This is a genomic window from Streptomyces sp. NPDC001108 (assembly GCF_053598535.1).
In genome coordinates this window covers 165,420-188,299 of record NZ_JBSFKL010000003.1, presented here as the reverse complement: position 1 = coordinate 188,299, position 22,880 = coordinate 165,420, and the positions used below count along the sequence as shown (strand labels likewise).

Sequence of the window (22,880 nt, the reverse complement as noted above, 5' to 3'; positions counted from 1 at the left end):
TGCCACCGCACTGTGCCATGTCACACCTCTCAAGGAGTCACGATGCAGACGAACACCGATCAGCGCACCCGCCCCTGGCACGGAATCATGGTCGCCACCCCGATCACCCTGCGCGAGGACCGCACCATCGACTACGACGCCTTCGCCGCCCATGTGCGCTGGCTCATCGAGTCGGGCTGCGACGGGGTGGTGCCCAACGGCTCGCTCGGGGAGTACCAGACCCTCACCGACGACGAACGCGAAGAGGTGGTCCGGGTCGCGGTCGAGGCCGCCGGTGACGGGAACCGGGTCATGCCGGGCGTCTCCGCGTACGGCAGCGCCGAATCGCGGCGCTGGGCGGAACGGGCCGCCGAGACGGGCGCCGGCTCCGTCCTGCTGCTGCCGCCCAACGGGTACCGCTGCGAGGACGAGGCGGTGCGCGCCCACTACGCCGAGGTGGCCGAGGCCGGCGTACCCGTCGTCGCGTACAACAACCCCTTCGACACCAAGGTCGACCTGAGCCCCCAGCTGCTCGCCCGGCTCCACCAGGACGGCAGCGTGGTGGCGGTCAAGGAGTTCAGCGGCGACGTCCGCAGGGCGTACGAGATCGCCGAGGCGGCGCCCGGCCTCGATCTGCTGATCGGCGCCGACGACGTGCTGCTGGAGCTGGCGCTTGGCGGTGCCGTCGGCTGGATCGCGGGCTGCCCGAACATGCTGCCGTCCTCCTGCGTCGACCTGTACCGGGCCGCGGTCGCCGGTGACCTGGCCACCGCCCTGCCGCTCTACCGGGAGCTGCACCCGCTGCTGCGCTGGGACTCCAAGCCGGAGTTCGTCCAGGCCATCAAGGCGTCCATGGACGTCGTCGGCCGGCACGGCGGCCGCACCCGGCCCCCGCGCTTCCCGCTGCCCGCGGAGGACCTGGCCGCCGTACGCGCCGCGACGGAGAAGGTACTGGCCGGCGGCGCGCACTGACCCGCGCACCCGCCGGTCCGGGCCCGGCCCAGCACGGGCCGGCCCGGACCGTACCGCCCGCCGTGATCCCGTGATCCCGTGATCTTCTTCGTGTCCGCCGTGACGAACCAGGGGGAGCCTTGCAGACCCGTCACATCTTCCACGCCGTCGACTCGCACACCGAGGGCATGCCGACCCGGGTCATCACCGGTGGCATCGGCACCATCCCCGGCGCCACCATGGCCGAGCGGCGCGCCCACTTCCAGCAGCACCGCGACGCCGTGCGCACCCTGCTCATGTACGAACCGCGCGGCCACGCCGCGATGAGCGGCGCCATCCTCCAGCCGCCCACCCGGCCGGACGCGGACTTCGGCGTCCTCTACATCGAGGTCTCCGGCTTCCTGCCGATGTGCGGGCACGGCACCATCGGGGTGGCGACCGTGCTGGTGGAGACCGGCATGGTGGAGGTCACCGAACCCGTCACCACCGTACGGCTGGACACCCCGGCCGGGCTCGTCTCCGTCGACGTACGGGTGAAGGACGGCGAGGCCACCGCGGTGACGCTCACCAACGTCCCGGCGTTCAGCGTCGCGCTGGACCGGACGGCCGAGGTGCCCGGGTACGGGACGGTGCGCTACGACCTCGCCTACGGCGGGAACTTCTACGCGATGGTCGAGCTGGCCGACCTCGGGCTGCCCTTCGACCGGGCGCGCAAGGACGACATCCTGGCCGCCGGACTCGCCCTGATGGACGTGGTCAACGCCACCGGCCGGCCCGTCCACCCGGAGGCCCCGGACATCCACGGCCTCAAGCACGTCCAGTTCCTGGCACCCGGCTCCGACGCCCGCCACTCCCGGCACGCGATGGCCATCCACCCCGGCTGGTTCGACCGCTCGCCCTGCGGCACGGGCACCTCCGCCCGGATGGCGCAACTGCACGCGCGCGGCGAACTCCCGCTGGGCGCGGACTTCGTCAACGAGTCGTTCATCGGCACCTCGTTCACCGGGCGGCTCGTCGAGGAGACCACCGTGGGCGGGCTCCCGGCCGTCGTGCCCACCGTCACAGGGCGCGCCTGGATCACCGGTACCGCACAATTCTTCCTGAACCCGTCCGACCCCTTCCCCGAAGGATTTCTGCTGTGAACCTTCCCCTGCTCGGCGCCGACGACATCGCGGCCCTGGGACCGCGAGCGGCGGCCGACGCGCTGGAGGCGGCGCTGGGCGGGGGGCTGGACCCGGAGACGGTCCCTCCCCGGCACCACCTCCCGGTGCCCGGCGGAGAGCTGCTGATCATGCCCGCCACCACCCGGCGGGTCACCGGAGTGAAGATCGCCGGGGTCGCCCCCGACAACCCGGCGCGCGGCCTGCCCCGGATCACCGGAAGCTACCTCCTGCTCGACGGGGCCACCCTGCTGCCCCTCGCCCTGCTGGACGGGGCCGCGCTCACCACCCTGCGGACACCGGCCGTCTCCGCGCTGGCGATCCGCCACCTCACCGGCCCCGTCGTACGCCACCTGGTGCTCTTCGGCACGGGACCGCAGGCGTACGGGCACCTCGACGCGGTACTGGCGGAGCGCCGCGTCGAACGGGTCACCGTGACCGGCCGGACCGCGCGGCGGGCCGAGGAGCTCGCCGGGTACGCCCGGCGGCGCGGCGTGGAGGCCGGCACCGGGCGGGCGGACGGCGCCGACGTCGCCACCGCCGACCTGGTGCTCTGCTGCACGGCCTCCGCCGCTCCGCTCTTCGACGGCACCCTGGTGCCGGACGGGGCGACGGTCGTCGCGGTCGGCTCGCACACCCCGGACGCCCGCGAGGTCGACAGCGCGCTGGTGGCCCGGTCCGCCGTCTTCGTCGAGGCCCGCACGGCGGTGCTGGCGGGTGCGGGCGATCTGCTGATCCCCCTGGCGGAGGGGGTGTTCGCCGCCGAGGACATCGTCGGCGGGCTGTCCGACCTGGTCACCGGCCGGGTCCCGGGCGGCGTTCCGGCCGCTTCCTCGGGGCCCCGGTTCTTCAAGAGCGTCGGCATGGGGTGGGAGGACCTGGCCGTCGCGGAGGCGGTGCACCGCAACTCCGCCCCGTAACAGGGAGATCGTTGGGAAGGGCGTCCCCAGTGGACGGATGGGCACGGACCGGGGACATCGGGCGTCCATGGAAACGTGACATTGTATCCTGAGGCTCCGCACGGTGCTGGAGGATGCAGACATGGCCCGCCTGACGACGCTCAACGCCATCTCCGCGCAGGAGCACTTGCGCGACCAGGTGGCGAACGCCCTCAGGGCGGCCCTCATCTCGGGGGAGCTCCGTCCCGGCGTGATCTACTCCGCCCCCGCCCTCGCCGCCGACTTCGGGGTCTCCGCCACCCCGGTCCGCGAGGCCATGCTCGACCTGGCCCGCGAGGGCCTGGTGGAGGCCGTCCGCAACAAGGGCTTCCGCGTGACGGAGCTGACCGAACAGGACCTGGACGACTTCACGGAGCTCCGGGTCATGATCGAGGTGCCCACCGTCGGTCGGATCGCCCGGATGGGGAAGACCGCGGAGCTGGAAGCGCTGCGGCCGCTCGCGCGGGCCATCGTCGAGGCCGCCTCCGAGCACGACATACTCGGCTACCTGGAGGCCGACCGCCGCTTCCACCTCGAACTGCTCGGCCTGGCCGGCAACCGCCGTCTGGTGGAGGAGGTCGGCAATCTGCGCAAGCGCTCCCGCCTCTTCGGGCTGAACCGGCTCGACGCGTCCGGGCTGCTGGTCCAGTCGGCCGAGGAGCACGCCCAGTTGCTGGACCTGCTGATCGCGGGGGACGCGGCGGGCGCCGAGCGGTGCATGCTGGGCCACATGTCCCACGTCAGGAACCTCTGGGCCGAGGAGAACCCCGACGGGGCGGAGGTCGACCGCCCCCGGGTCGCCAAGGCCTGACCCCGGGGTCCGGCACCGCCCTCCCGGCCACCGCCGGGACGGGGCCGGGAAGGCGGGACGGACCTCAGGCCCGGCTCTCCAGCAGCGCGCCCATCCACTCCTCGACCCCGTCGGCGGTGCGCGGCAGCGCCGACGACATCAGCCGGGCCCCGTCCTTCGTGACCACCAGATCGTCCTCGATCCGCACCCCGATGCCGCGCAGTTCCGGCGGCAGCGTCTCGTCGTCGGGCTGGAGGTAGAGCCCCGGCTCCACGGTCAGCACCTGCCCCGGCTCCAGGCGGCCGTCGAGATAGGCGCCGGCCCGTGCCCGGGCGCAGTCGTGCAGGTCCATCCCGAGCATGTGGCCGCTGCTGCACAGCGTGTACCGGCGGTGGAAGCCGTTCTCCGGGGCGAGCGCCTCGTCCGCGGACATCCGCAGCACACCCCACTCGTGCAGCCCTTCGGCGATGACCCGCATGGCCGCCCGGTGGAAGTCCCGGAAGCGGGCCCCCGGCCGCAGCGCCGCGATGCCCGCCTCCTGGGCGGCGAGCACCAGCTCGTACACACCGCGCTGGACGGGGGAGAAGCGGCCGGAGAGCGGCAGGGTGCGGGTGATGTCGGCGGTGTAGAGCGCATCGGTCTCCACCCCGGCGTCCAGCAGCAGCAGTTGGCCGTCCTCCAGCGGGCCGTCGTTGCGGATCCAGTGCAGGACGCAGGCGTGCGCCCCGGCCGCGGCGATCGTGGAGTACCCGGGTCCGTTCCCCTCCAGCCGGGCCCGCAGATCGAAGACACCCTCGATCCAGCGCTCCCCGCGCGGATGGCGCGACGCCTGCGGCAGGCTGCGTACGACGTCCTCGAAGCCCGCCGTCGTCGCGTCCACGGCCAGCTGCAACTGCGTGATCTCCCATGGGTCCTTGACGAGCCGGAGCTCGCTGAGCACGGCTTCGAGCCCGGCCGGGGCCGAGCGTCCGAGCGGGAACGGGCGCCGGGAGCGCAGGAGTTCGTCGACGGACGGGTCCACCCCGCCCAGCGCCCGCACCGGCGGCTGCGGCCCGGTGAAGAGCTTCTCCCAGTCCTCCAGCGGCTCGCAGCGCAGCCCGGTCAGCTCGGCGGCCTCCGCCAGGTCCGGCCGGCGGCCCACCCAGAACTCCCCGTACCTGCGGTCCTGGTAGAACTCCCGGCCGGTACGGGGTGAGCGCGGCCGCAGGTACAGCACCGCCTCGTGCCGTTCGTCGCCGTCCGGCTCCAGGACCAGGACGTGTCCGGCCTGGTCCTCGCCGGTGAGGCCGGTGAGCCAGGCGTATCCGGTGTGCGGCCGGAAGCGGTGGTCGGTGTCGTTGGAGCGGACCCGCAGGGCCCCGGCCGGCACGACCAGCCGCTCACCGGGGAAGCGAGCGGCCAGCCGGGCGCGGCGGGCGGGGGTCAGCCCGTGCGAGGGGACGCGGGAATCCGGCCGCACGGGGGTGTCCGCCCAGGCCGTGCTCATGAAGGCGTCCAGTGCGGCGGAGACCGGCAGATCGTGGCTTCCGGTGCTGGGCGCGGAGAAGGAACGGGACACGGGCATGGCTCCTCGGGGCTCGGCCGGGGCCCGGGTACGGGGCGCCGGGTGCTGTCGGGAGGCGGGGCCCGGCCGGAAGAGCGGTGGTGGCGACCGGATCGAGCGGTGCCGCATCCCTGGGTCCGTGCTGGGGGCGGAAGTTGGCGCGCAGATGAATGTGCGTGAGAGGGCTTCCGAAGGACATGTGACATGTGCCATTGTACAGCGCGCAAGGGAACGGAAGTTGTGTCCATGTCACGACGTGGGCGGTCCGGGCCGGGCCCCACCGGCACCCTCGCATTCCCCCACAGCCGCGCCTCGTCGCGCGGCCACCACTCCGCTGGGAGGCGGCACGTGAAGAACCTGAGGGTTCGTCAGAAGATAGCTGGACTGTCCACGGCGGTCCTGGCGGCATGCCTGGGCGTGGGCATGCTCTCCGCGCCGAGCCAGGCCGCCGGACAGTCCCCCGTGGCCTCGGCCACGGCCCCCCACGCCGTGAAGGCCGCCGGACGGCAGGCGGAACCCCGCACCGGGACCCCCGGCGGTCCCACCGCCGAGTCGCTGACCGCACCCGCCGGCGACCCCGCCCACAGCGACCGATCGGCGCTCGAGGCCGCCGACCGGCCTCCGCAGTCCGCGTCCAAGGACGCGCTCAGGCGGGACTACGACGACCCGGCCGCCGCGCTCCCGAGCCACCCGGCGCCCTCGATGAAGGCCGCGAAGCGGGCCGGCCTCAAGGCGTCCGGCAGGGCCGCCGCCGCGTGCGACGTCACCGACTTCACCAACAACACCGGAAGCGCCCTGGTCGCGAAGGTCAAGGCGGCGACCACCGACTGTGTCAACACGCTCTTCAAGCTCCAGGGCCAGGACGGCTACAACGCCTTCCGCGAGGACCAGATGGTCACCGTCGCCGACGCCATGCGCGACGCCTCGGCCTCGTACCCCGGTGACGGCAGCACCGGGATGCCGCAGCTGATCCTCTTCCTGCGGGCCGGTTACTACGTCCAGTACTACGACCCCGACACCGTCGGCCCGTACGGCCCGCGTCTGAAGACGGCCATCCAGGGCGCGCTGGACGGATTCTTCAACTCCTCGCACGCCTACGACGTCACCGACGCCAACGGTGAGAGCCTCTCCGAGGCGATCATCCTGATCGACAGCTCCGAGCAGAACGCCCGCTACCTGAACGTCGTCAAGAAGATGCTGGCCGACTACAACGCGTCGTACGACGGCTCGTGGTACATGGTCAACGCCGTGAACAGCGTGTACACGGTGATGTTCCGCGGTCACCAGGTGCCGGAGTTCGTCAGCGCCATCGAGGCCGACCCCAGCGTACTGAACTCCCTGCGCGACTTCGCCGCGAACCACCTCGACCTGCTCGGCACCAAGAACTCGTTCCTGGCCGCCAACGCGGGACTCGAACTCGGCCGCTTCCTCAAGGAGGACTCGCTGCGCGCCAAGGCGAGCCCGCTCGTGGTCGACCTGATGGGCAAGAGCTCCCTCGACAACTCCACCGCCCCGCTCTGGGTCAACCTGGCGATGATGGTCGACGCCTTCGACAAGGTCAACTGCGCCAAGTACGGCGCCTGCAACCTCGCGGAGCGCCTGGAGAAGTCCGTCCTGCCGGTGCGGTTCACCTGTAGCGACAGCATCACCATCCGGGCGCAGGACATGAACCAGGCGGAGCTCGACGCGAGCTGCACCAGCCTGCGCAACCAGGACGCCTACTTCCACCAGGTGGCCCGGGACAACGGCCCGGTCGCCGACGACAACAACAAGACCATCGAGGTCGTGGTCTTCAACTCCAGCAGCGACTACCAGACCTACGCCGGTGTGATCTTCGGCATCGACACCAACAACGGCGGCATGTACCTGGAGGGCGACCCCAAGGCCGCCGGAAACACCCCCCGGTTCATCGCCTACGAGGCCGAGTGGGCCCGCCCCGACTTCCAGATCTGGAACCTCAACCACGAGTACACGCACTACCTCGACGGCCGGTTCGACATGTACGGCGACTTCGAGGCCGGAATGACCACGCCGACCGTCTGGTGGGTGGAGGGCTTCGCGGAGTACGTCTCCTACTCGTACCGCAAGGTCGCCTACGACGACGCCATCGCCCAGGCCGCCAACCGCACCTACACCCTGCGGACCCTGTTCGACACCACCTACGACAACGCCGACCAGACCCGGGTCTACAACTGGGGCTACCTGGCCGTCCGTTACATGCTCCAGTCGCACCGCGCGGACGTCGACACCCTGCTCGGCCTCTACCGCAAGGGCGACTGGAACGGCGCCCGCACCCTGCTCACCTCGACCATCGGCAGCCGGTACGACGCCGACTGGAACACCTGGCTGACCGCCTGTGCGGCCGGTGCCTGCGGCGGCGATTCCACCACCCCGCCCGGTGACCTCACCGAGTGCAAGGACGCCGACGTCCGGCTGCTGGGCCAGAACTGCATGCGCAGCGGGCTGAAGGCCGTCAAGGGCGACTACGCCTACCTGGCCGTCCTCATCCCGGCCGGCACCACCCAGCTGAAGATCACCGCCTCCGGCGGCACGGGCGACGCCGACCTCTACTACAGCTCGACGGGGTGGGCGACCACCGGGGCCTACACCGACAAGGCCGCCGGCGCGGGCAACGCGCACACCCTGACCGTCAACAACCCGGCGCCCGGGTACCACTACATCAGCCTCTACGGCAACGAGGCCTTCGACGGGGCCAAGGTGACCACCGAGTTCTGATCCCCACGACCCCCGCGGTGCCGGTCGGCCGAGTGATGTTCCCGCTCGGCCGACCGGCGCCGTCGCGCTTCCCGGGGGCGCGGCCGGAGTTCACCGCAGCCGCAGTTCCCCCGGCCCCTCGTCGCGGAGCATCTCCACGATCCGGTCGAAGAGCGTCGGCCCGCGGCCCGCGAGGGCCTCGTCGAGCCGGTGGCGGAGCACCGTGCGGTGGGTGGGATCGGCCCGCTGGAGGCTCTGCCGCAGCTGCCGGGCCGTCTCCTCGTGGCCCAGGGCCCGCGCGGAGGCCGCGTGGTCCCGCCACTCGAAGACGTAGTCGCCGTCGTCGGGGGTGCCCATGCCCCCGTGCAGGCAGTCCGCGAGGGCGTCGAGATTGCGGCCGAAGTACCCGCCCGTACCGTTCACCGCCTCGCCGATCACGTCCCAGAACCGGTCCAGACCGGTGACCCGGGCGCCGTCGATCACATACGTCACGGTCATGGGGGGAGCGTACAAGCCGCCGGACACACGGCCCGCCCCGCCGCACCGCACGCGTGATCCGCGCCGCAGGTGGGGGGCTGCGGCGCGGATCGGTCCCGAGGACCGGGGCTCAGCAGCCCTGGTCGATCAGACGGAAGGTGGCGTAGTGGTCACTGGTGTAGTAGTCCTCCTGCGTCTTCTGGCCGGTCACGATCCGCCGCGCGCCGCGCGTCGGGGAGCCGGGGGTGATGACGGTGTACTCGTGGTAGTAGCCGGTGCTCTGGCTGGGCAGGACGCCTTCCCGGTTCTGGAAGACGACACCGTCCTGCGAGTACGGGAACGGACCGCCCTTGGCGATCAGGTCCAGGGTGTCGTGGGCCTGCGGGGGCAGCGCCGAGTAGCAGACGCTGCCCACCGAGGCGACGGAGGAGAGCGAGGAGGCGGCGACCGGTGCGGCGGTCGTGGCGCCGGCCGTGGCGGCCGGGGCGCCGACGAGGAGGACGGACAGAAGGGCGGCTGCGCCGCCGAGCGTGGTGATCCGTGGGGGGATGCGCATAGCCACCATGATGACGCGCGTAGACAGGGCGGCGTCAACGGCGACCGATGTGAATTTTTTGGGAGTTAACCCGAGAGGAGGAATTGTGTCGATCGAATGTCCGAGGTCTCTCCGGTCGACCACGAGCCTCTGTTCACTTGTTGATGAATCGACAAGCGTGACGGCCTGTCAGCGGGGCATGCATCCCGTGGACATGTTCCGGGCAAGGACGACGAACGGCGGTCGACGACCAACGACCGCCGACAAGGAGACGGGAGGCGGTTCACTGTGCGGGCGGGGGAGCCGATGGGATGTCAGGGAGAATCCGGATCCATGACGGGCGGGGCGCCGAGGGGCCCGGCGACGCGGGGCCGGAGTGCGGTCACCTTACGCCGCAGACTGGCCCACGCCGATCTGGCGGCCGTCAGCGAAGTGCGCGGGGCCCTGCGGGAGTTCCTGCGTTACCGATGGCCCGACGAGTCGGCCGGAGTGGCGGAGCTGCTGCTCAGCGAGGTGGTGACCAACGCGCTGATCCACACGGCGCACGGCGCGGTCGTCACCGCGAGCGTGGCCCCCTCAGGACTGCGCGTGGAGGTGCGGGACTTCGTGCCCGGACTGCCCCAGTCCTACGTACCGGACGCCGACGACGGTACGCACGGCCGGGGGCTGCTCCTGGTGAAGGCCCTCGCGGACGCCTGGGGGGTCAGCGCGCAGGCGCTGGGCAAGGTCGTCTGGTTCGAACTGGACGGCGGAAGGCCCTGACGGGCCGGCGGGGGCCGGGACGTCAGGGCCTTCCGGTGGCGGATCGGCCGGGGCTCAGCCGAACTGCTGCTCCAGGTCCTTCAGTTTCTGCTCCAGCGTGTCGAGCCGGGGCAGTGCCTGGGTGTCGTCCTCGGCGGTGAGGTCGACGGTGACGGGCTCATCCGTGCTCCGTTCCGGGGCGGCGGCCGGACCCGTACCCGGGCCCGTACCCGCCACGGCCTGCAGGGAGGGCCGGGGACGCAGGGGCAGTTGTCCCGGCTCGGATATGGCGGGCTCCACGGCCGGCGGCCCGGAGCCCGCCGTGGTGGTGAGGGCCTGGACGTCCACCGGGGCGGGTGCGGCGCGGCCGACCCGGTGCCAGGCCCGGTTCTGCCGGTTCAGGGCCTTGATGTGGGCCCGGTCCAGCTTCTCCTGGTCCTTCCTGCGGAGACGGTTCTGCTCCTTCTCCCGCCGGTCCTCGCGCACCTCGTCGACCGCCTCGTCGAGGGTGCGCACGTTCTCCAGGAGCATCAGCGACCAGGCGCCGAACGTCTCCCGGGGGGCGCGCAGCCACCGCACGATCCGGATCTGCGGCAGCGGACGGGGCACCAGGCCCTGTTCGCGCAGCGCGGCCCGGCGGGTCTGTTTGAGGGCCCGGTCGAAGAGCACGGCCGCCGAGAGCGACATGCCCGCGAAGAAGTGCGGGGCACCCGCGTGGTCGATCCCGCGAGGGGCGTGCACCCAGTTGAACCAGGCGGCGGCGCCGGCGAACGTCCACACCAGCAGGCGGGAGCCGAGCGCCGCGTCGCCGTGGCTGGCCTCCCGCACCGCGAGCACGGAACAGAACATGGCCGCGCCGTCGAGGCCGAAGGGGACCAGGTACTCCCAGCCCCCGGAGAGGCCGAGGTTCTGCTCGCCGAAGCCGACGAGCCCGTGGAAGGAGAGTGCGGCGGCGACCGCCGCGCAGCAGAACAGCAGGACGTACGAGGCGGTGGCGTACAGGGCTTCCTTGCGCCGGCGCCGCTCCTCGCTGCGTTCCCAGGTGTCGTCGGCCGCGGATGCGTCAGCGGCGCGCTTGCCGCGTGCGACCACCGCCATCGCCGCCAGGACTCCCACGAGCAGCACGGCGCCCGGAAGCAGCCAGTTCAGCGGTATGTCGGTCAGTCTCATGCGCGGTCCCTTGCGTAGCGTTAGGGCATTTCGGGCGCCATGATTGCCCAAACCCGTTCGCTTACAGGGGGTTTCGGCCCAAGAGAACGCCATCGGGTCGGCGCTGCGCACGGAAGACCGGGGCCGAATCGAACAGCCTTGCGGGGAAAGGGATTCGGGTTCGAATTCCACCACGCCTGCGGGGGATGCCGCTCAGGGAGCCGACGTCAACTTCCGTACCCGGTCGGCATCACAGGTGCGTGGGCAGGTGACGCAGGTGTCCTCGGGACGCAGCGTGTAGAAGAGGCAGCAGCTCGCCCGGTCGCGGGTGGGCAGCGACTCGCCGTCCGGCCCGGTCAGTTCGCGGAACCCGGCCGTGCCGACGAACGGCTTCGTGGTGCCGGGCAGCAGCGCCTCCAGCTCGGTCATGGCGCGCCGCTCCTCGCCGAGCAGGTGGGCGACGTACCAGAGCCCCTCGACGACCTCGTCGGTTGCCATGCCCCACAGGGCGCGCCGGCCGCGCCGCATCCGCGGGCCGAAACCGTCGAGCACCGGGCCGAGATGACCGGCCACCGCGGCGAGGACCTCGGCCCGCAGCGCCGTCTCGTCGGCGACCACCCGGGCGCCGGGCAGCGCGGCGGCCGGGTCGTCGGGCAGACAGGCGAACTCCCGCACCCGCAGGGTCATCCGGCCCAGCGCCCGGTGGAACGCCACGTCCGCCACCGGGATCCGGGGCACCCGCCGGTGCAGGAACCACGGCACCGTCACCAGCAGGCAGGCGGGCCAGGCGTAGCGGTGCAGTCCGAAGCTGGCCACCACGTCCGGTCGGGCCTCCTGGCCGTAGTCCCGCAGGACCTGCTCGTGGTCCCAGGCGAGGAAGGCGTCCAAGGCCGCGCCGCCCCCGGCGAGCTCGGCCGCACCCACCCAGCCCGCGCCGCCGGGGGCGGACTCGCCGTCGGCCAGCACCTGCGCGCGCAGGCCGGGGAAGACCTCGGCCAGACGGGCGTACGCGTCCGTCACGGCCGATGCCGCGGTGCCGGGGAGCAGGGTGGAGAGGGTCATGCAAGGACCACCGAATCACGATCGTTTGCAGGTTAGCCTTACCTTACCCGACCGGAATGATGTTTGAACTGCGGCTACCTGCGCCTATCGTGCACACCGGGCACGGCGCACGCGAGCCGTGCCGGAACGGCACGGCCGGGGAGGTCCGAGTGGAGCAGGGCGGCGCAGGCGGGGCGACGCACGGAACCGCCGTGCCCGCGACCGGACCGGCCTCCGTCCGGGTTCCCGAGCAGGCGCGCGGCGAGCACACCCACGACCACGACGGGCCGCCCGCCCCGCGCCCGGCAGTGCGTCGTCACTCGGTGCGCGGCCAGATCCTGGAGGCGCTGCGCGCGGCCCTGGTCGACGGCCGGCTGGAGCCGGGCCAGGTGTACTCCGCCCCGGCCCTCGGCGCCCGGTTCGGGGTCTCCGCCACACCGGTGCGCGAGGCGATGCAGCGGCTCGTCGTCGAGGGAGCCGTCGAGGTCGTGCCGAACCGGGGGTTCCGGGTCGCCCGGCGCGAGCCGCGCGAACTCGCCGAGCTGGCCGAGGTGCGGGCCCTGATCGAGGTCCCGGTGATGCTGCGGCTGGCCCGTACCGTGCCCTCCGGCACCTGGTGCTCCCTGCGGCCGCTGGCCGACGCCACGGTGGCCGCCGCCGCGATCGGCGACCGGGCGGGTTACGCCGAGACCGACCGGGCCTTCCACGGCGCCGTCCTCGCACTCTGCGGGAACGAGCAACTGGTGGCCGTCGCCGACGACCTGCACCGCCGCTCGCAGTGGCCGCTGCGGGACAACCCCGCCACCCGCCGGGCCGACCTGCTCGCCGACGCCGCCGAACACACCGCGCTGCTCGACGCGCTGATCGCCCAGGACCTGCCCGTCGTGCAGTCGCTGGTCCGGGAGCACTTCACCGGCGCGGGGGGCTGACCCGGCGCCCCGGCCCCCGTGCTCAGTTCACCCCGGCGGCCTCGGGCGGGGGCGGGTCCAGATGCGGTGCCAGCCAGGTCGGCACGCCCCCCAGGAGCCGGAACAGCCGACCCGCCTCGACGCGCAGCCGGCCCGCCAGCTCCGGTTCCGGCTCGGTGTCCGCGAGGGCGATCAGGGCCGGGGCCGTACCGATGAGATAGCCCAGCTCCTCCCGTATCCGCAGGCACTCCGCGAAGCCGTGCCGGGCCTCCGCCAGCTCGCCCTCGCGCAGCGACAGCAGGGCCAGATGGCGCCAGGTCGAGGAGAGCAGCAGCGCGTCCCCCCGGGCGGCGGCCCCGGCGTGCGCCCTGCGGTACGCGGCGCGGGCGGCCTGCGGGGAGTCGGCGATGTTCTGGGCGATCAGGCCCCGCCGGAAGTCCAGCAGCGGTCGGGCGGGCGCGGAGGGGGCGAGCAGGGCGGCCGCCCTGCTCAGCGCGACACTGGCCTCGTCGGCCCGGTCGCGTACCCCCAGGAGGGTCGAGGCGTACGCCAGATGGCCGCGCTCGCAGGCGGCGGCGCCGCGCTCGTCGTCCTCGCGGGCCAGCGCCTCCGCCCCGCGCAGCGCGTCCTCGGCGTCCGTCCAGCCCTGGCCGGTGTACAGGCACCGCTCGGTCAGCAGGGCGGTGCGCTGGAGGGCCGCGGCCGGATCGGTGGCGGCCGCGGGTTCGAGCAGGGCCGCGGCATCCGTCCAGCAGGCGCGTGACCGCAGCCGCCATACCGCTGTCTGGAGCGGCGGATCGTCATCTGCTGTCGTTCCGGAACCAGACCTGGCGGTATGCGCCACCGTTGCCCTCCCCGAGCGCGCCATCGAGCTGTGTTGGGTCTGGGCGGAATCTCAGCACGGATCGGGGCGCCCGGCCAAGAGGTCGTTCGATCTCAGGTGAAAGTTTTCACAAACGGTGGGAGGACCCAACTGCCTTGACGGAGGCCGGAATCAGCTCATACGCAGGGCGAGGAAGAAGTCGAGCTTGTCCTCCAGGCGCGCGAGGTCGCGCCCCGTCAACTGCTCGATTCGCCCGACCCGGTAGCGCAACGTGTTGACGTGCAGATGCAGCCGGGACGCGCACCGGGTCCACGAACCGTCGCAGTCCAGGAACGCCTCCAGAGTGGGGATCAGCTCCGCGCGGTGGCGCCGGTCGTAGTCCCGCAGCGGGTCGAGCAGGCGTGCGGTGAACGCACGGCGCACGTCGTCGGGGACGAACGGCAGCAGCAGCACGTGCGAGGCCAGCTCGTGGTGGCCGGCCGCGCAGACCCGGCCGGGGCGGGCCGCCGCCACCCGGCGCGCGTGCCGGGCCTCCTCCAGGGCGCCGCGCAGCCCCTCGGGCGAGTGCACCGCCGCGCTGACCCCCAGGGTCAGCCGGCCGTCCTCGGCGAGACCGGCCGTGAGCGGTTCGCGGACGGTGGCCAGCAGCGCGTCGGCGTGGAGCGCGGGATCGGCCGGTGCGCCGTCGCGCGCCGCGTCCGGACCCCCGTCCTGGGCGGCCGGAAGGGCGGGCAGCGGGACGAGCGCCACCGCCTCCTCACCCGTATGGGCGACCGCGATCCGGTCGGCCGAATCGGGGCCGGTGACCGCCGGGTCGACCAGGATCTCCTCCAGCAGCGCCTGGGCGACCGGGCCGCCTGCGACGCCGTGGGCCGGGCCCGCCGGGGTGCCCGCCCCCGGCCGCTCCTGGGCCCCGCCCCACTCGACCCGGGCCACCACCACCTGCCAGTGCGGCGCGGAGCCGAGGCCCGGCAGCAGCACCGGGGCCGCGACCCGCAGCCGGGCGGCGATCTCGGCGGGCGGAGCACCCGTCTGGACCAGCTCCAGGACCTCCTGGGCGAGCCTGCGGCGCACGGTACGGGCCGCGTCGCGCCGGTCCCGTTCGACGGCGATCAGCTGGGTGACGCCCTGGAGCAGGTCCAGCCGGGCCGGCGGCCAGTCCCCGGCGTCCGCCTCGACGGCCAGCAGCCAGTCCGAGAGCACCGACTCCCGGACGTCGAGGGACGCCGACTGGGCGCCGCGGCCGGTGTTCCGGATCGGGAAGAGCGAATACGTGGCACCGTCGACCACGGCCCGGTGCGGGGCACGGCGGCCGGTGCGGGTGGCGGCCAGGTGGTGGCCCGCCAGCGCGGCGCCGACCGGCCCGGGCAGCGGCGTGCCGCCCGCGCCCGCGATCTGCCGACCGGTGGGGGAGAGGACCCAGGCGTGCAGGTCGAGGTCGGAGCCGAGCAGATCGAGCACCACCTCCGGCCCGCCGCCCGCCGGGCCGGAGGTCATCAGCCTGCGGTGCCGGTCCACGACCGCGGCCAGATCGCCCGCCCGCTCCCCGGACACCTGCCGCACCACATGCTCGGTGATCGTTGCGAACGCGACGGTCTCATGGACGGCGAAGAGCGGCAGCCGGTGCCGCGCGCACGCCTCCACCAGGTCGTCCGGCACGTCCCCCAGCTCCGCCTCGCCCGCGGCGAGCCCGGACACCCCGGCGCCCGCCAGGATGCGGACGAACGGCTCCGAGTCCGCCGCGTCCCGGCGCCAGGCCAGACCGGTCAGGACCAGCTCGCCGCCCGACAGGTAGCGGCTGGGATCCCGCAGGTCGGTGGTCATCACGCCGCGGACCGAACGGTCCAGCTCGTCCTCGCCGCCGAGCAGCCGCAGGCCCAGCGCGTCGGTCTCCAGCAGTGCGCGCAGCCGCATCTCGTCGCCGCCGATCTCTTTCGTTGGTGCGGGTGAAAACTGGGTATTACGGCGAGGTCGCCGACCTCCGCCATTCGTTCGAATCTACAAGACGAGGAGATCGGCCAGCCAACTCCTTCATGGTTTCGGTGACTGCACCGGGCCGGACACGGCTTGTGTACTGGGTCACACACCGCGTCGACACAGCAGGAACGCCCTGCCGGGGGCCGGCCGCACCCGGGGCCGCCGTCGGCCCGCCGACTGCCGACGGCGGCAGCCCGGGGGCCGGCCGCACCCGCCCCAGTGAACGACCCGATTGAGAAGAAGAGAGCCACTCATGGACTTCCTTCGCCCCGCCAGCTGGGAGGAGGCGCTCGCCGCCAAGGCCGAGCACCCGACGGCCGTGCCCATCGCGGGTGGCACCGATGTGATGGTGGAGATCAACTTCGACCACCGGCGGCCTGAGTACCTCCTGGACCTGAACCGCATCGACGAGCTGTCCGCCTGGGAGGTGGGCCGGGAGAACGTACGCCTGGGCGCCTCCGTGCCGTACAGCAGCATCATGGAACACCTCCGCGCCGAACTGCCCGGACTGGCGCTCGCCTCGCACACCGTCGCCTCGCCGCAGATCCGCAACCGGGGCGGCGTCGGCGGCAACCTCGGCACCGCCTCGCCCGCCGGGGACGCCCATCCGGCCCTGCTCGCCGCGGGCGCCGAGGTCGAGGCCGTCTCCGTACGCGGCACCCGGATGATCCCCATCGACGCCTTCTACACCGGCGTCAAGCGCAACGCCCTCGAACCGGACGAGCTGATCCGGGCCGTGCACATCAAGAAGGCCGACGGCCCGCAGCAGTACTCCAAGGTCGGCACCCGCAACGCGATGGTCATCGCCGTCTGCGCCTTCGGCATCGCCCTGCACCCCGGGACCCGCACGGTGCGCACCGGCATCGGCTCGGCCGCCCCCACCCCCGTACGGGCCAAGGAGGCCGAGGCGTTCCTGAACGCCGCGCTGGAGGAGGGCGGCTTCTGGGACAACCGGAAGATCATCACCCCGTCCGTCGCCCAGCAGTTCGCCGCGCTCGCCGCCGGCGCCTGCAACCCGATCGACGACGTGCGCGGCACCGCGAGCTACCGCCGCCACGCCGTCGGGATCATGGCCCGCCGCACCCTCGGCTGGGCCTGGGAGTCGTACCGCGGCAACGCCCGCAGCACCGAAGGAGCCGCCTGATCATGCGCGTCAATTTCACCGTCAACGGCCGCAGGCACCAGGCGGACGACGTCTGGGAGGGCGAGTCCCTGCTCTACGTGCTCCGTGAGCGGATGGGCCTGCCGGGCTCGAAGAACGCCTGCGAACAGGGCGAATGCGGCTCCTGCACGGTCCGCCTGGACGGCGTGCCGGTCTGCTCCTGCCTCGTCGCCGCGGGCCAGGTGGAGGGCCGCGAGGTCGTCACCGTCGAGGGCCTCGCCGACTTCGCCGCCCACCGCGCCGAGCAGCACCCGGGCGGCGGCTGCGCCCCCGGCGCCTGCGGCACCGCGCTCGACCGGGCCCGGCAGTGGCAGGCCCGGCCGGCCGGCGAGGACAACCCGGCGACCGGCGAACTCTCCCCGATCCAGCAGGCGTTCATCGACGCCGGAGCCGTCCAGTGCGGCTTCTGCACCCCCGGCCTGCTGGTCGCCGCCGACGAACTGCTCGAACGCAACCCGGAACCCTCCGACGCGGACATCCGCGAGGCGCTCTCCGGCAACCTCTGCCGCTGCACCGGCTACGAGAAGATCCTCGACGCGGTCCGCCTGGCGGCCGCCCGAGCGGAAGAGGCGGTCTGACCATGGGCGTCACCGGCAATCCCACCAGCATCAACCAGGGCAGCCGCACCAGGGGCGGCATCGGCGAGTCCACCCTGCGCCCCGACGGCATCCTCAAGGTCACCGGCGAGTTCGCGTACTCCTCCGACATGTGGCACGAGGAGATGCTCTGGGGCCACACCCTGCGCTCCACCGTCGCCCACGCCGAGATCGTCTCCATCGACATCGCGGAGGCCCTCGCCACCCCCGGCGTCCACGCCGTGCTCACCTACGACGACCTGCCGAGCACGGTGAAGAACTACGGCCTGGAGATCCAGGACACCCCGGCCCTCGCCCACGGGAAGGTCCGCCACCACGGCGAACCGGTGGCCCTCGTCGCCGCCGACCACCCGGAGACGGCCCGCCGCGCCGCCGCGAAGATCCGCATCGACTACCGCGAACTGCCCGTCGTCACCGACGAGGCGTCCGCCACCGGCCCCGGCGCGGTCCTGGTCCACGAGAACCGCGACGACCACCACTCCGGGCACGTACCGCACCCCAACATCGTCCACCGCCAGCCCATCGTCCGCGGCGACGCGGCCGCGGCGGCGGCCCGCGCCGATGTCGTGGTGAGCGGCGAGTACGTCTTCGGCATGCAGGACCAGGCGTTCCTCGGACCGGAGTCCGGGCTCGCCGTGCCCGCCGAGGACGGCGGTGTCGACCTGTACATCGCCACCCAGTGGCTGCACTCCGACCGGCGCCAGATCGCCCCCGTCCTCGGCCTGCCCGAGGAGAAGGTCCGCATGACGCTCTCCGGCGTCGGCGGCGCGTTCGGCGGACGCGAGGACCTGTCGATGCAGATCCACGCCTGCCTGCTCGCCCTGCGCACCGGCCGGCCGGTGAAGATGGTCTACAACCGCTTCGAGTCCTTCTTCGGGCACGTCCACCGCCACCCGGCGAAGCTCTGGTACGAGCACGGCGCCACCCGGGACGGCAAGCTCACCCATATGAAGTGCCGCATCGTCCTCGACGGCGGCGCGTACGCCTCCGCCTCCCCGGCGGTGGTCGGCAACGCCTCCTCGCTCGCCGTCGGCCCGTACGTCGTCGACGACGTCGACATCGAGGCGATCGCGCTCTACACCAACAACCCGCCGTGCGGTGCCATGCGCGGCTTCGGCGCGGTCCAGGCCTGCTTCGCCTACGAGGCCCAGATGGACAGGCTTGCCGCCGAACTGGGCATGGACCCCGTGGAGTTCCGGCAGATCAACGCCATGGAGCAGGGCAGTCTGCTGCCGACCGGGCAGGTCGTCGACTCGCCCGCCCCGGTCGCCGAGCTGCTGCGCCGGGTCAAGGCCCGTTCGATGCCGCCCGAGCGCCAGTGGGAGGCGGCCGGCGAGCAGCCCGACGTACGGGCCCTGCCCGGCGGGCTCTCCAACACCACCCACGGCGAGGGCGTCGTGCGCGGTGTCGGCTACGCGGTCGGCCTGAAGAACGTCGGCTTCTCCGAGGGCTTCGACGACTACTCCACCGCCCGGGTGCGCATGGAGGTGATCGCCGGCGAGCCGGTGGCGACCGTGCACACGGCGATGGCGGAGGTCGGGCAGGGCGGCGTCACCGTCCACGCCCAGATCGCCCGCACCGAACTCGGCGTCGCCCAGGTCACGATCCACCCGGCCGACACCCGGGTCGGCTCGGCCGGCTCCACCTCCGCCTCCCGGCAGACGTACGTCACCGGCGGCGCCGTGAAGCACTCCTGCGAGGCCGTCCGGGAACAGGTCCTGGAGATCGGGCGCCGCAAGTTCGGCTCGTACCACCCCGCGTGGGCCACCGCCGATCTCCTCCTGGAGGGCGGCAAGGTCGTCACCGACGGCGGCGAGGTGCTGGCCGACCTGGTCGACGTACTGGAGGACGAGGCGGTCGACATCGAGCTGGAGTGGCGCCACCGGCCCACCGAGGCGTTCGACCTGCGCACCGGACAGGGCAACGGCCACGTCCAGTACTCCTTCGCCGCCCACCGCGCCGTGGTCGAGGTCGACACCGAACTCGGCCTGGTCAAGGTCGTCGAACTGGCCTGCGCCCAGGACGTCGGCAAGGCGCTCAACCCGCTCTCCGTCGAGGGGCAGATCCAGGGCGGCACCACCCAGGGACTGGGCGTCGCCGTCATGGAGGAGATCATCGTCGACCCGAAGACCGCGAAGGTGCGCAACCCGTCCTTCACGGACTACCTGATCCCCACCATCCTCGACACCCCGACCATCCCGGTCGACGTGCTCGAACTCGCCGACGAGCACGCCCCGTACGGGCTGCGCGGCATCGGCGAGGCCCCCACCCTGTCGTCCACCCCGGCCGTCCTCGCGGCGATCCGGAACGCGACCGGGCTGGAGCTCAACCGGACGCCGGTACGCCCCGAACACCTCACCGGTGCCTGAGCGCCCCGAGGCGGGGGGCCACGGCTCCTCCTGAACCCTCCGGGCGGTGCGCGCCCACCGGGAACGACACACTCCCGCCGGCCGCGCCGCCCGGGGCCCGCGGTACCCGCGTACGAACCCGTACGCCCCCGCGGTACCCGTAGCACCGGCAGTACCCGTACGCGCGGGCCGCCGTACCTCCGTGGCGGGTACGGACGCCCGCCGATCCGTACGGTGTCCCACCTCACTCTGCACGCACCGTTCGTCTCGGGCCGTCCCCCGGGTCGTGCCGCCGGCGCAGACATCCCAAATCCCGCGTCACACCGACGCGTCGCGGGTGCCCCTGTGAACCTTGGGAGTCAGGCATCATGACCCAGAATTCAGTGGAACCCAGGACCAGTGCACCGGACGCGGGCCCAGGCTCGCGCGTCCCGGCCGGAAGATCCTGGCTCGACCGGTACTTCCACATCTCCGAGCGCGGCTCCACCGTCGCCCGCGAAGTCCGCGGCGGCATCACCACGTTCATGGCGATGTGTTACATCCTCCTGCTCAACCCGCTGCTGCTCTCCGGCCCGGACGCGGCGGGCAACCGGCTCGACCACGCCGCGCTGATCACGGCGACCGCCCTGGCCGCCGCCGTCTCCACCCTGCTGATGGGCTTCGTCGGCAAGGTTCCCCTCGCCCTGGCCGCCGGGCTCTCCGTCTCCGGGGTGCTCGCCACCCAGGTGGCACCCCACATGACCTGGCCGCAGGCCATGGGCATGTGCGTGATGTACGGGGTGGTGATCGTGCTGCTGGTCGTCACCGGGCTGCGCGAGATCATCATGAACGCCATCCCGCTGGCCCTGAAGCACGGCATCACCATCGGCATCGGCCTGTTCATCGCGCTGATCGGCCTGGTCAACGCCGGGTTCGTCGGCAAGGGCGCTCCCGTCACCCTCGGTACCGGCGGACAGCTCACCGGCTGGCCCGTCCTGCTCTTCTGCGTCACCCTGCTGCTCATCTTCATGCTCCAGGCCCGCAATGTGCCCGGCGCGATCCTGATCGGCATCGTCGTCGGCACGATCCTCGCCGTCGTCGTCAACGCGGTCACCGACATCAGCCCCAAGGCGTGGGGCGGCAGCGCGCCCGAACTCCAGGGCAGCGCCGTCTCCCTGCCCGACTTCGGGCTCTTCGGCCATGTCGAGTTCGGCGGCTGGGGCCAGATCGGCGCCATGACCGTCGGCATGATCGTCTTCACCCTGGTCCTGGCCGGCTTCTTCGACGCGATGGCGACCATCATCGGCGTCGGCACCGAGGCCGGGCTCGCCGACGACAAGGGCCGGATGCCTGGCCTGTCCAAGGCGCTGTTCATCGACGGCGCGGGCGGCGCGATCGGCGGTGTCTCCGGGGCCTCCGGACAGACCGTCTTCATCGAGTCGGCGACCGGGGTCGGCGAGGGCGCCCGCACCGGCCTGTCCTCCGTGGTCACCGGAATGCTCTTCGCGGCCGGGCTCTTCTTCACCCCGCTCGCCCAGATCGTGCCGGGGCCGATAGCCGCCGCCGCGCTGGTCGTGATCGGCGCGATGATGATGCAGAACGCCCGGCACGTCGACTGGGGCGACCGCTCCGTCGCCGTACCGGTCTTCCTGACCGTGGCCCTGATGCCGTTCACGTACTCGATCACCGCGGGGGTCGGTGCCGGGGTGATCGCCTTCGCCGCGATCAAGGCGGCGCAGGGAAGGTTCCGTGAAGTGGGCGCGTTCATGTGGGTGTTGACCGGCGTGTTCGTCGTGTACTTCGCGCTCAGCCCGATCGAGAGCTGGCTCGGCGCCAAGTAGCGGCCGACGGCTCCCCACCCCCTCCGCGCACCCGTAGTAAGGAGAAACGCCGTGCTGGACATCGCCGAGGAACTCGACCGGTGGATCGGGCAGGGACGCGACTTCGCCGTCGCCACCGTCGTCGCGGTCGGCGGCAGCGCTCCCCGGCAGCCCGGGGCCGCGCTCGCCGTCGACCGCGACGGCACCGCGATCGGCTCGGTCTCCGGCGGGTGCGTGGAGGGAGCGGTGTACGAACTGTGCGGGCAGGCGCTGGAGGACGGCGTCACCGTGCTCGAACGGTTCGGCTACAGCGACGACGACGCCTTCGCCGTGGGGCTGACCTGCGGTGGCGTCATCGACATCCTGGTGACACCGGTCCGCGCGGACGACCCCGCGCGGCCGGTGTTCGCCGCCGCGCTCGCCGCCGCCGCACGGGGGACGGCGGCGGCGGTCGCCAGGATCACCGACGGCCCGGCCGAACTCCTCGGCCGCCCCCTGCTCGTCCACCCCGACGGCAGCCACGAGGGCCGACTCGGCGGCCACCCCGAACTGGACCGCACCGCCGCCGCCGACGCCCGCGCCCTGCTCGACGCGGGCCGCACCGGCACCGTCACCATCGGCGCCGACGGCTCGCGCTGCGGCCGGCCGCTCACCCTCCTCGTCGAATCGAGCGTCCCGGCGCCCCGGATGATCGTCTTCGGGGCCATCGACTTCGCCTCGGCCCTGGTCCGGGCGGGCAAGTTCCTCGGGTACCACGTGACCCTGTGCGACGCCCGCCCGGTCTTCGCCACCAGGGCCCGCTTCCCCGAGGCCGACGAACTCGTCGTCGACTGGCCGCACCGCTACCTCGCGGCCACCGAGGTCGACGCGCGCACCGTGCTGTGCGTCCTCACCCACGACGCCAAGTTCGACATCCCGCTGCTGGAGCTGGCGCTGCGGCTGCCGGTCGGGTACGTCGGCGCGATGGGTTCGCGCCGCACCCATCTGGACCGCGACGAACGGCTGCGCCAGGCCGGCGTCACCGAGCTCGAACTGGCCCGGCTGCACTCGCCGATCGGCCTCGACCTCGGGGCCCGTACCCCGGAGGAGACCGCGCTGTCGATCGTCGCGGAGATCGTCGCGGAGCGGCGCGGCGGCAGCGGCGTACCGCTCACCGGCGCGCACACCCCGATCCACCACGAGGCGTCCCCGCCCGCCGGATCGATCCCCGCAGTGGCCTGAACCGTTCCCGGTTCCCGTCCACGTGGG

At 72.8% G+C, this 22,880-nt stretch carries 19 protein-coding genes; 12 read left to right on the top strand and 7 right to left on the bottom strand.

Going from position 1 to position 22,880, the window contains the following annotated elements; all coding sequences use genetic code 11:
• The first annotated feature begins 42 nt into the window (after positions 1-42).
• The 4 genes from ACWC97_RS09355 (at position 43) to ACWC97_RS09340 (ending at position 3,839) form a co-directional block, all read left to right on the top strand.
• Entirely contained in the window at positions 43-951 is a 909-nt protein-coding gene (locus tag ACWC97_RS09355) for a dihydrodipicolinate synthase family protein (protein WP_450648388.1), read from the top strand.
• A 119-nt stretch (positions 952-1,070) separates the two neighbouring features.
• On the top strand, positions 1,071-2,072 hold the full coding sequence (locus ACWC97_RS09350; RefSeq protein ID WP_450648387.1) for a proline racemase family protein: 1,002 nt from the start codon (positions 1,071-1,073) through the stop codon (positions 2,070-2,072).
• Positions 2,069-3,010: an ornithine cyclodeaminase family protein gene (locus ACWC97_RS09345; protein ID WP_450648385.1), complete on the top strand. Its 942-nt coding sequence runs from the start codon at positions 2,069-2,071 to the stop codon at positions 3,008-3,010. Before ACWC97_RS09350 ends, ACWC97_RS09345 begins: the two co-directional genes overlap by 4 nt.
• A gap of 121 nt (positions 3,011-3,131) precedes the next feature.
• Positions 3,132-3,839, top strand: coding sequence for a GntR family transcriptional regulator (locus ACWC97_RS09340; RefSeq protein ID WP_450648383.1), 708 nt, complete (start codon positions 3,132-3,134; stop codon positions 3,837-3,839).
• A gap of 64 nt (positions 3,840-3,903) precedes the next feature.
• Here ACWC97_RS09340 and ACWC97_RS09335 read toward each other — a convergent pair whose 3' ends face one another.
• Positions 3,904-5,382 (bottom strand): aminopeptidase P family protein, encoded by a 1,479-nt coding sequence (locus tag ACWC97_RS09335; protein ID WP_450648381.1) that lies wholly within the window; start codon positions 5,380-5,382, stop codon positions 3,904-3,906.
• Between the two features lie 327 nt (positions 5,383-5,709).
• On the opposite strand from ACWC97_RS09335, the gene ACWC97_RS09330 reads away from it, so the two are divergent.
• Entirely contained in the window at positions 5,710-8,097 is a 2,388-nt protein-coding gene (locus ACWC97_RS09330) for a collagenase (protein ID WP_450648379.1), read from the top strand.
• A gap of 90 nt (positions 8,098-8,187) precedes the next feature.
• Here ACWC97_RS09330 and ACWC97_RS09325 read toward each other — a convergent pair whose 3' ends face one another.
• Positions 8,188-8,574 (bottom strand): barstar family protein, encoded by a 387-nt coding sequence (locus ACWC97_RS09325; protein WP_450648377.1) that lies wholly within the window; start codon positions 8,572-8,574, stop codon positions 8,188-8,190.
• 109 nt (positions 8,575-8,683) lie between these two features.
• Positions 8,684-9,109, bottom strand: coding sequence for a ribonuclease (locus ACWC97_RS09320; protein ID WP_352272929.1), 426 nt, complete (start codon positions 9,107-9,109; stop codon positions 8,684-8,686).
• Positions 9,110-9,487: 378 nt separating this feature from the next.
• Here ACWC97_RS09320 and ACWC97_RS09315 point away from each other — a divergent pair, with 378 nt between their 5' ends.
• Complete coding sequence (locus tag ACWC97_RS09315) at positions 9,488-9,850, top strand: ATP-binding protein (RefSeq protein ID WP_450648793.1); 363 nt, start codon at positions 9,488-9,490, stop codon at positions 9,848-9,850.
• A gap of 54 nt (positions 9,851-9,904) precedes the next feature.
• Here the strand turns inward: ACWC97_RS09315 and ACWC97_RS09310 are convergent, their stop codons facing one another.
• Together ACWC97_RS09310 and ACWC97_RS09305 are read right to left on the bottom strand one after the other, a co-directional pair.
• The gene (locus ACWC97_RS09310; RefSeq protein WP_352272928.1) at positions 9,905-10,999 is read right to left on the bottom strand and encodes a DUF2637 domain-containing protein; all 1,095 of its coding nucleotides are present in this window, start codon (positions 10,997-10,999) and stop codon (positions 9,905-9,907) included.
• 192 nt (positions 11,000-11,191) lie between these two features.
• Positions 11,192-12,040 (bottom strand): (2Fe-2S)-binding protein, encoded by an 849-nt coding sequence (locus tag ACWC97_RS09305; RefSeq protein ID WP_450648374.1) that lies wholly within the window; start codon positions 12,038-12,040, stop codon positions 11,192-11,194.
• A gap of 149 nt (positions 12,041-12,189) precedes the next feature.
• Between ACWC97_RS09305 and ACWC97_RS09300 the strand changes: the two genes are divergently transcribed.
• Complete coding sequence (locus ACWC97_RS09300) at positions 12,190-12,948, top strand: GntR family transcriptional regulator (RefSeq protein ID WP_450648372.1); 759 nt, start codon at positions 12,190-12,192, stop codon at positions 12,946-12,948.
• A 22-nt stretch (positions 12,949-12,970) separates the two neighbouring features.
• On the opposite strand, the gene ACWC97_RS09295 is transcribed toward ACWC97_RS09300, so the two are convergent.
• Entirely contained in the window at positions 12,971-13,771 is an 801-nt protein-coding gene (locus tag ACWC97_RS09295) for a hypothetical protein (protein ID WP_385206217.1), read from the bottom strand.
• Positions 13,772-13,921: 150 nt separating this feature from the next.
• Positions 13,922-15,664: a PucR family transcriptional regulator gene (locus ACWC97_RS09290; protein WP_352272924.1), complete on the bottom strand. Its 1,743-nt coding sequence runs from the start codon at positions 15,662-15,664 to the stop codon at positions 13,922-13,924.
• Positions 15,665-15,980: 316 nt separating this feature from the next.
• On the opposite strand from ACWC97_RS09290, the gene ACWC97_RS09285 reads away from it, so the two are divergent.
• The 5 genes from ACWC97_RS09285 to ACWC97_RS09265 all read left to right on the top strand — a co-directional run bounded on the left by ACWC97_RS09285 (position 15,981) and on the right by ACWC97_RS09265 (position 22,853).
• Positions 15,981-16,871 (top strand): FAD binding domain-containing protein, encoded by an 891-nt coding sequence (locus ACWC97_RS09285; protein WP_352272923.1) that lies wholly within the window; start codon positions 15,981-15,983, stop codon positions 16,869-16,871.
• A gap of 2 nt (positions 16,872-16,873) precedes the next feature.
• Positions 16,874-17,467, top strand: coding sequence for a (2Fe-2S)-binding protein (locus tag ACWC97_RS09280; RefSeq protein ID WP_352272922.1), 594 nt, complete (start codon positions 16,874-16,876; stop codon positions 17,465-17,467).
• Positions 17,468-17,469: 2 nt separating this feature from the next.
• Positions 17,470-19,854, top strand: coding sequence for a xanthine dehydrogenase family protein molybdopterin-binding subunit (locus ACWC97_RS09275; protein WP_450648369.1), 2,385 nt, complete (start codon positions 17,470-17,472; stop codon positions 19,852-19,854).
• 347 nt (positions 19,855-20,201) lie between these two features.
• Positions 20,202-21,653: an NCS2 family permease gene (locus ACWC97_RS09270; protein WP_450648367.1), complete on the top strand. Its 1,452-nt coding sequence runs from the start codon at positions 20,202-20,204 to the stop codon at positions 21,651-21,653.
• A gap of 51 nt (positions 21,654-21,704) precedes the next feature.
• Positions 21,705-22,853 carry an XdhC family protein gene (locus ACWC97_RS09265; RefSeq protein WP_450648365.1) on the top strand — a complete coding sequence of 383 codons (1,149 nt, stop codon included), beginning with the start codon at positions 21,705-21,707 and terminating at the stop codon, positions 22,851-22,853.
• Positions 22,854-22,880: the final 27 nt, after the last annotated feature.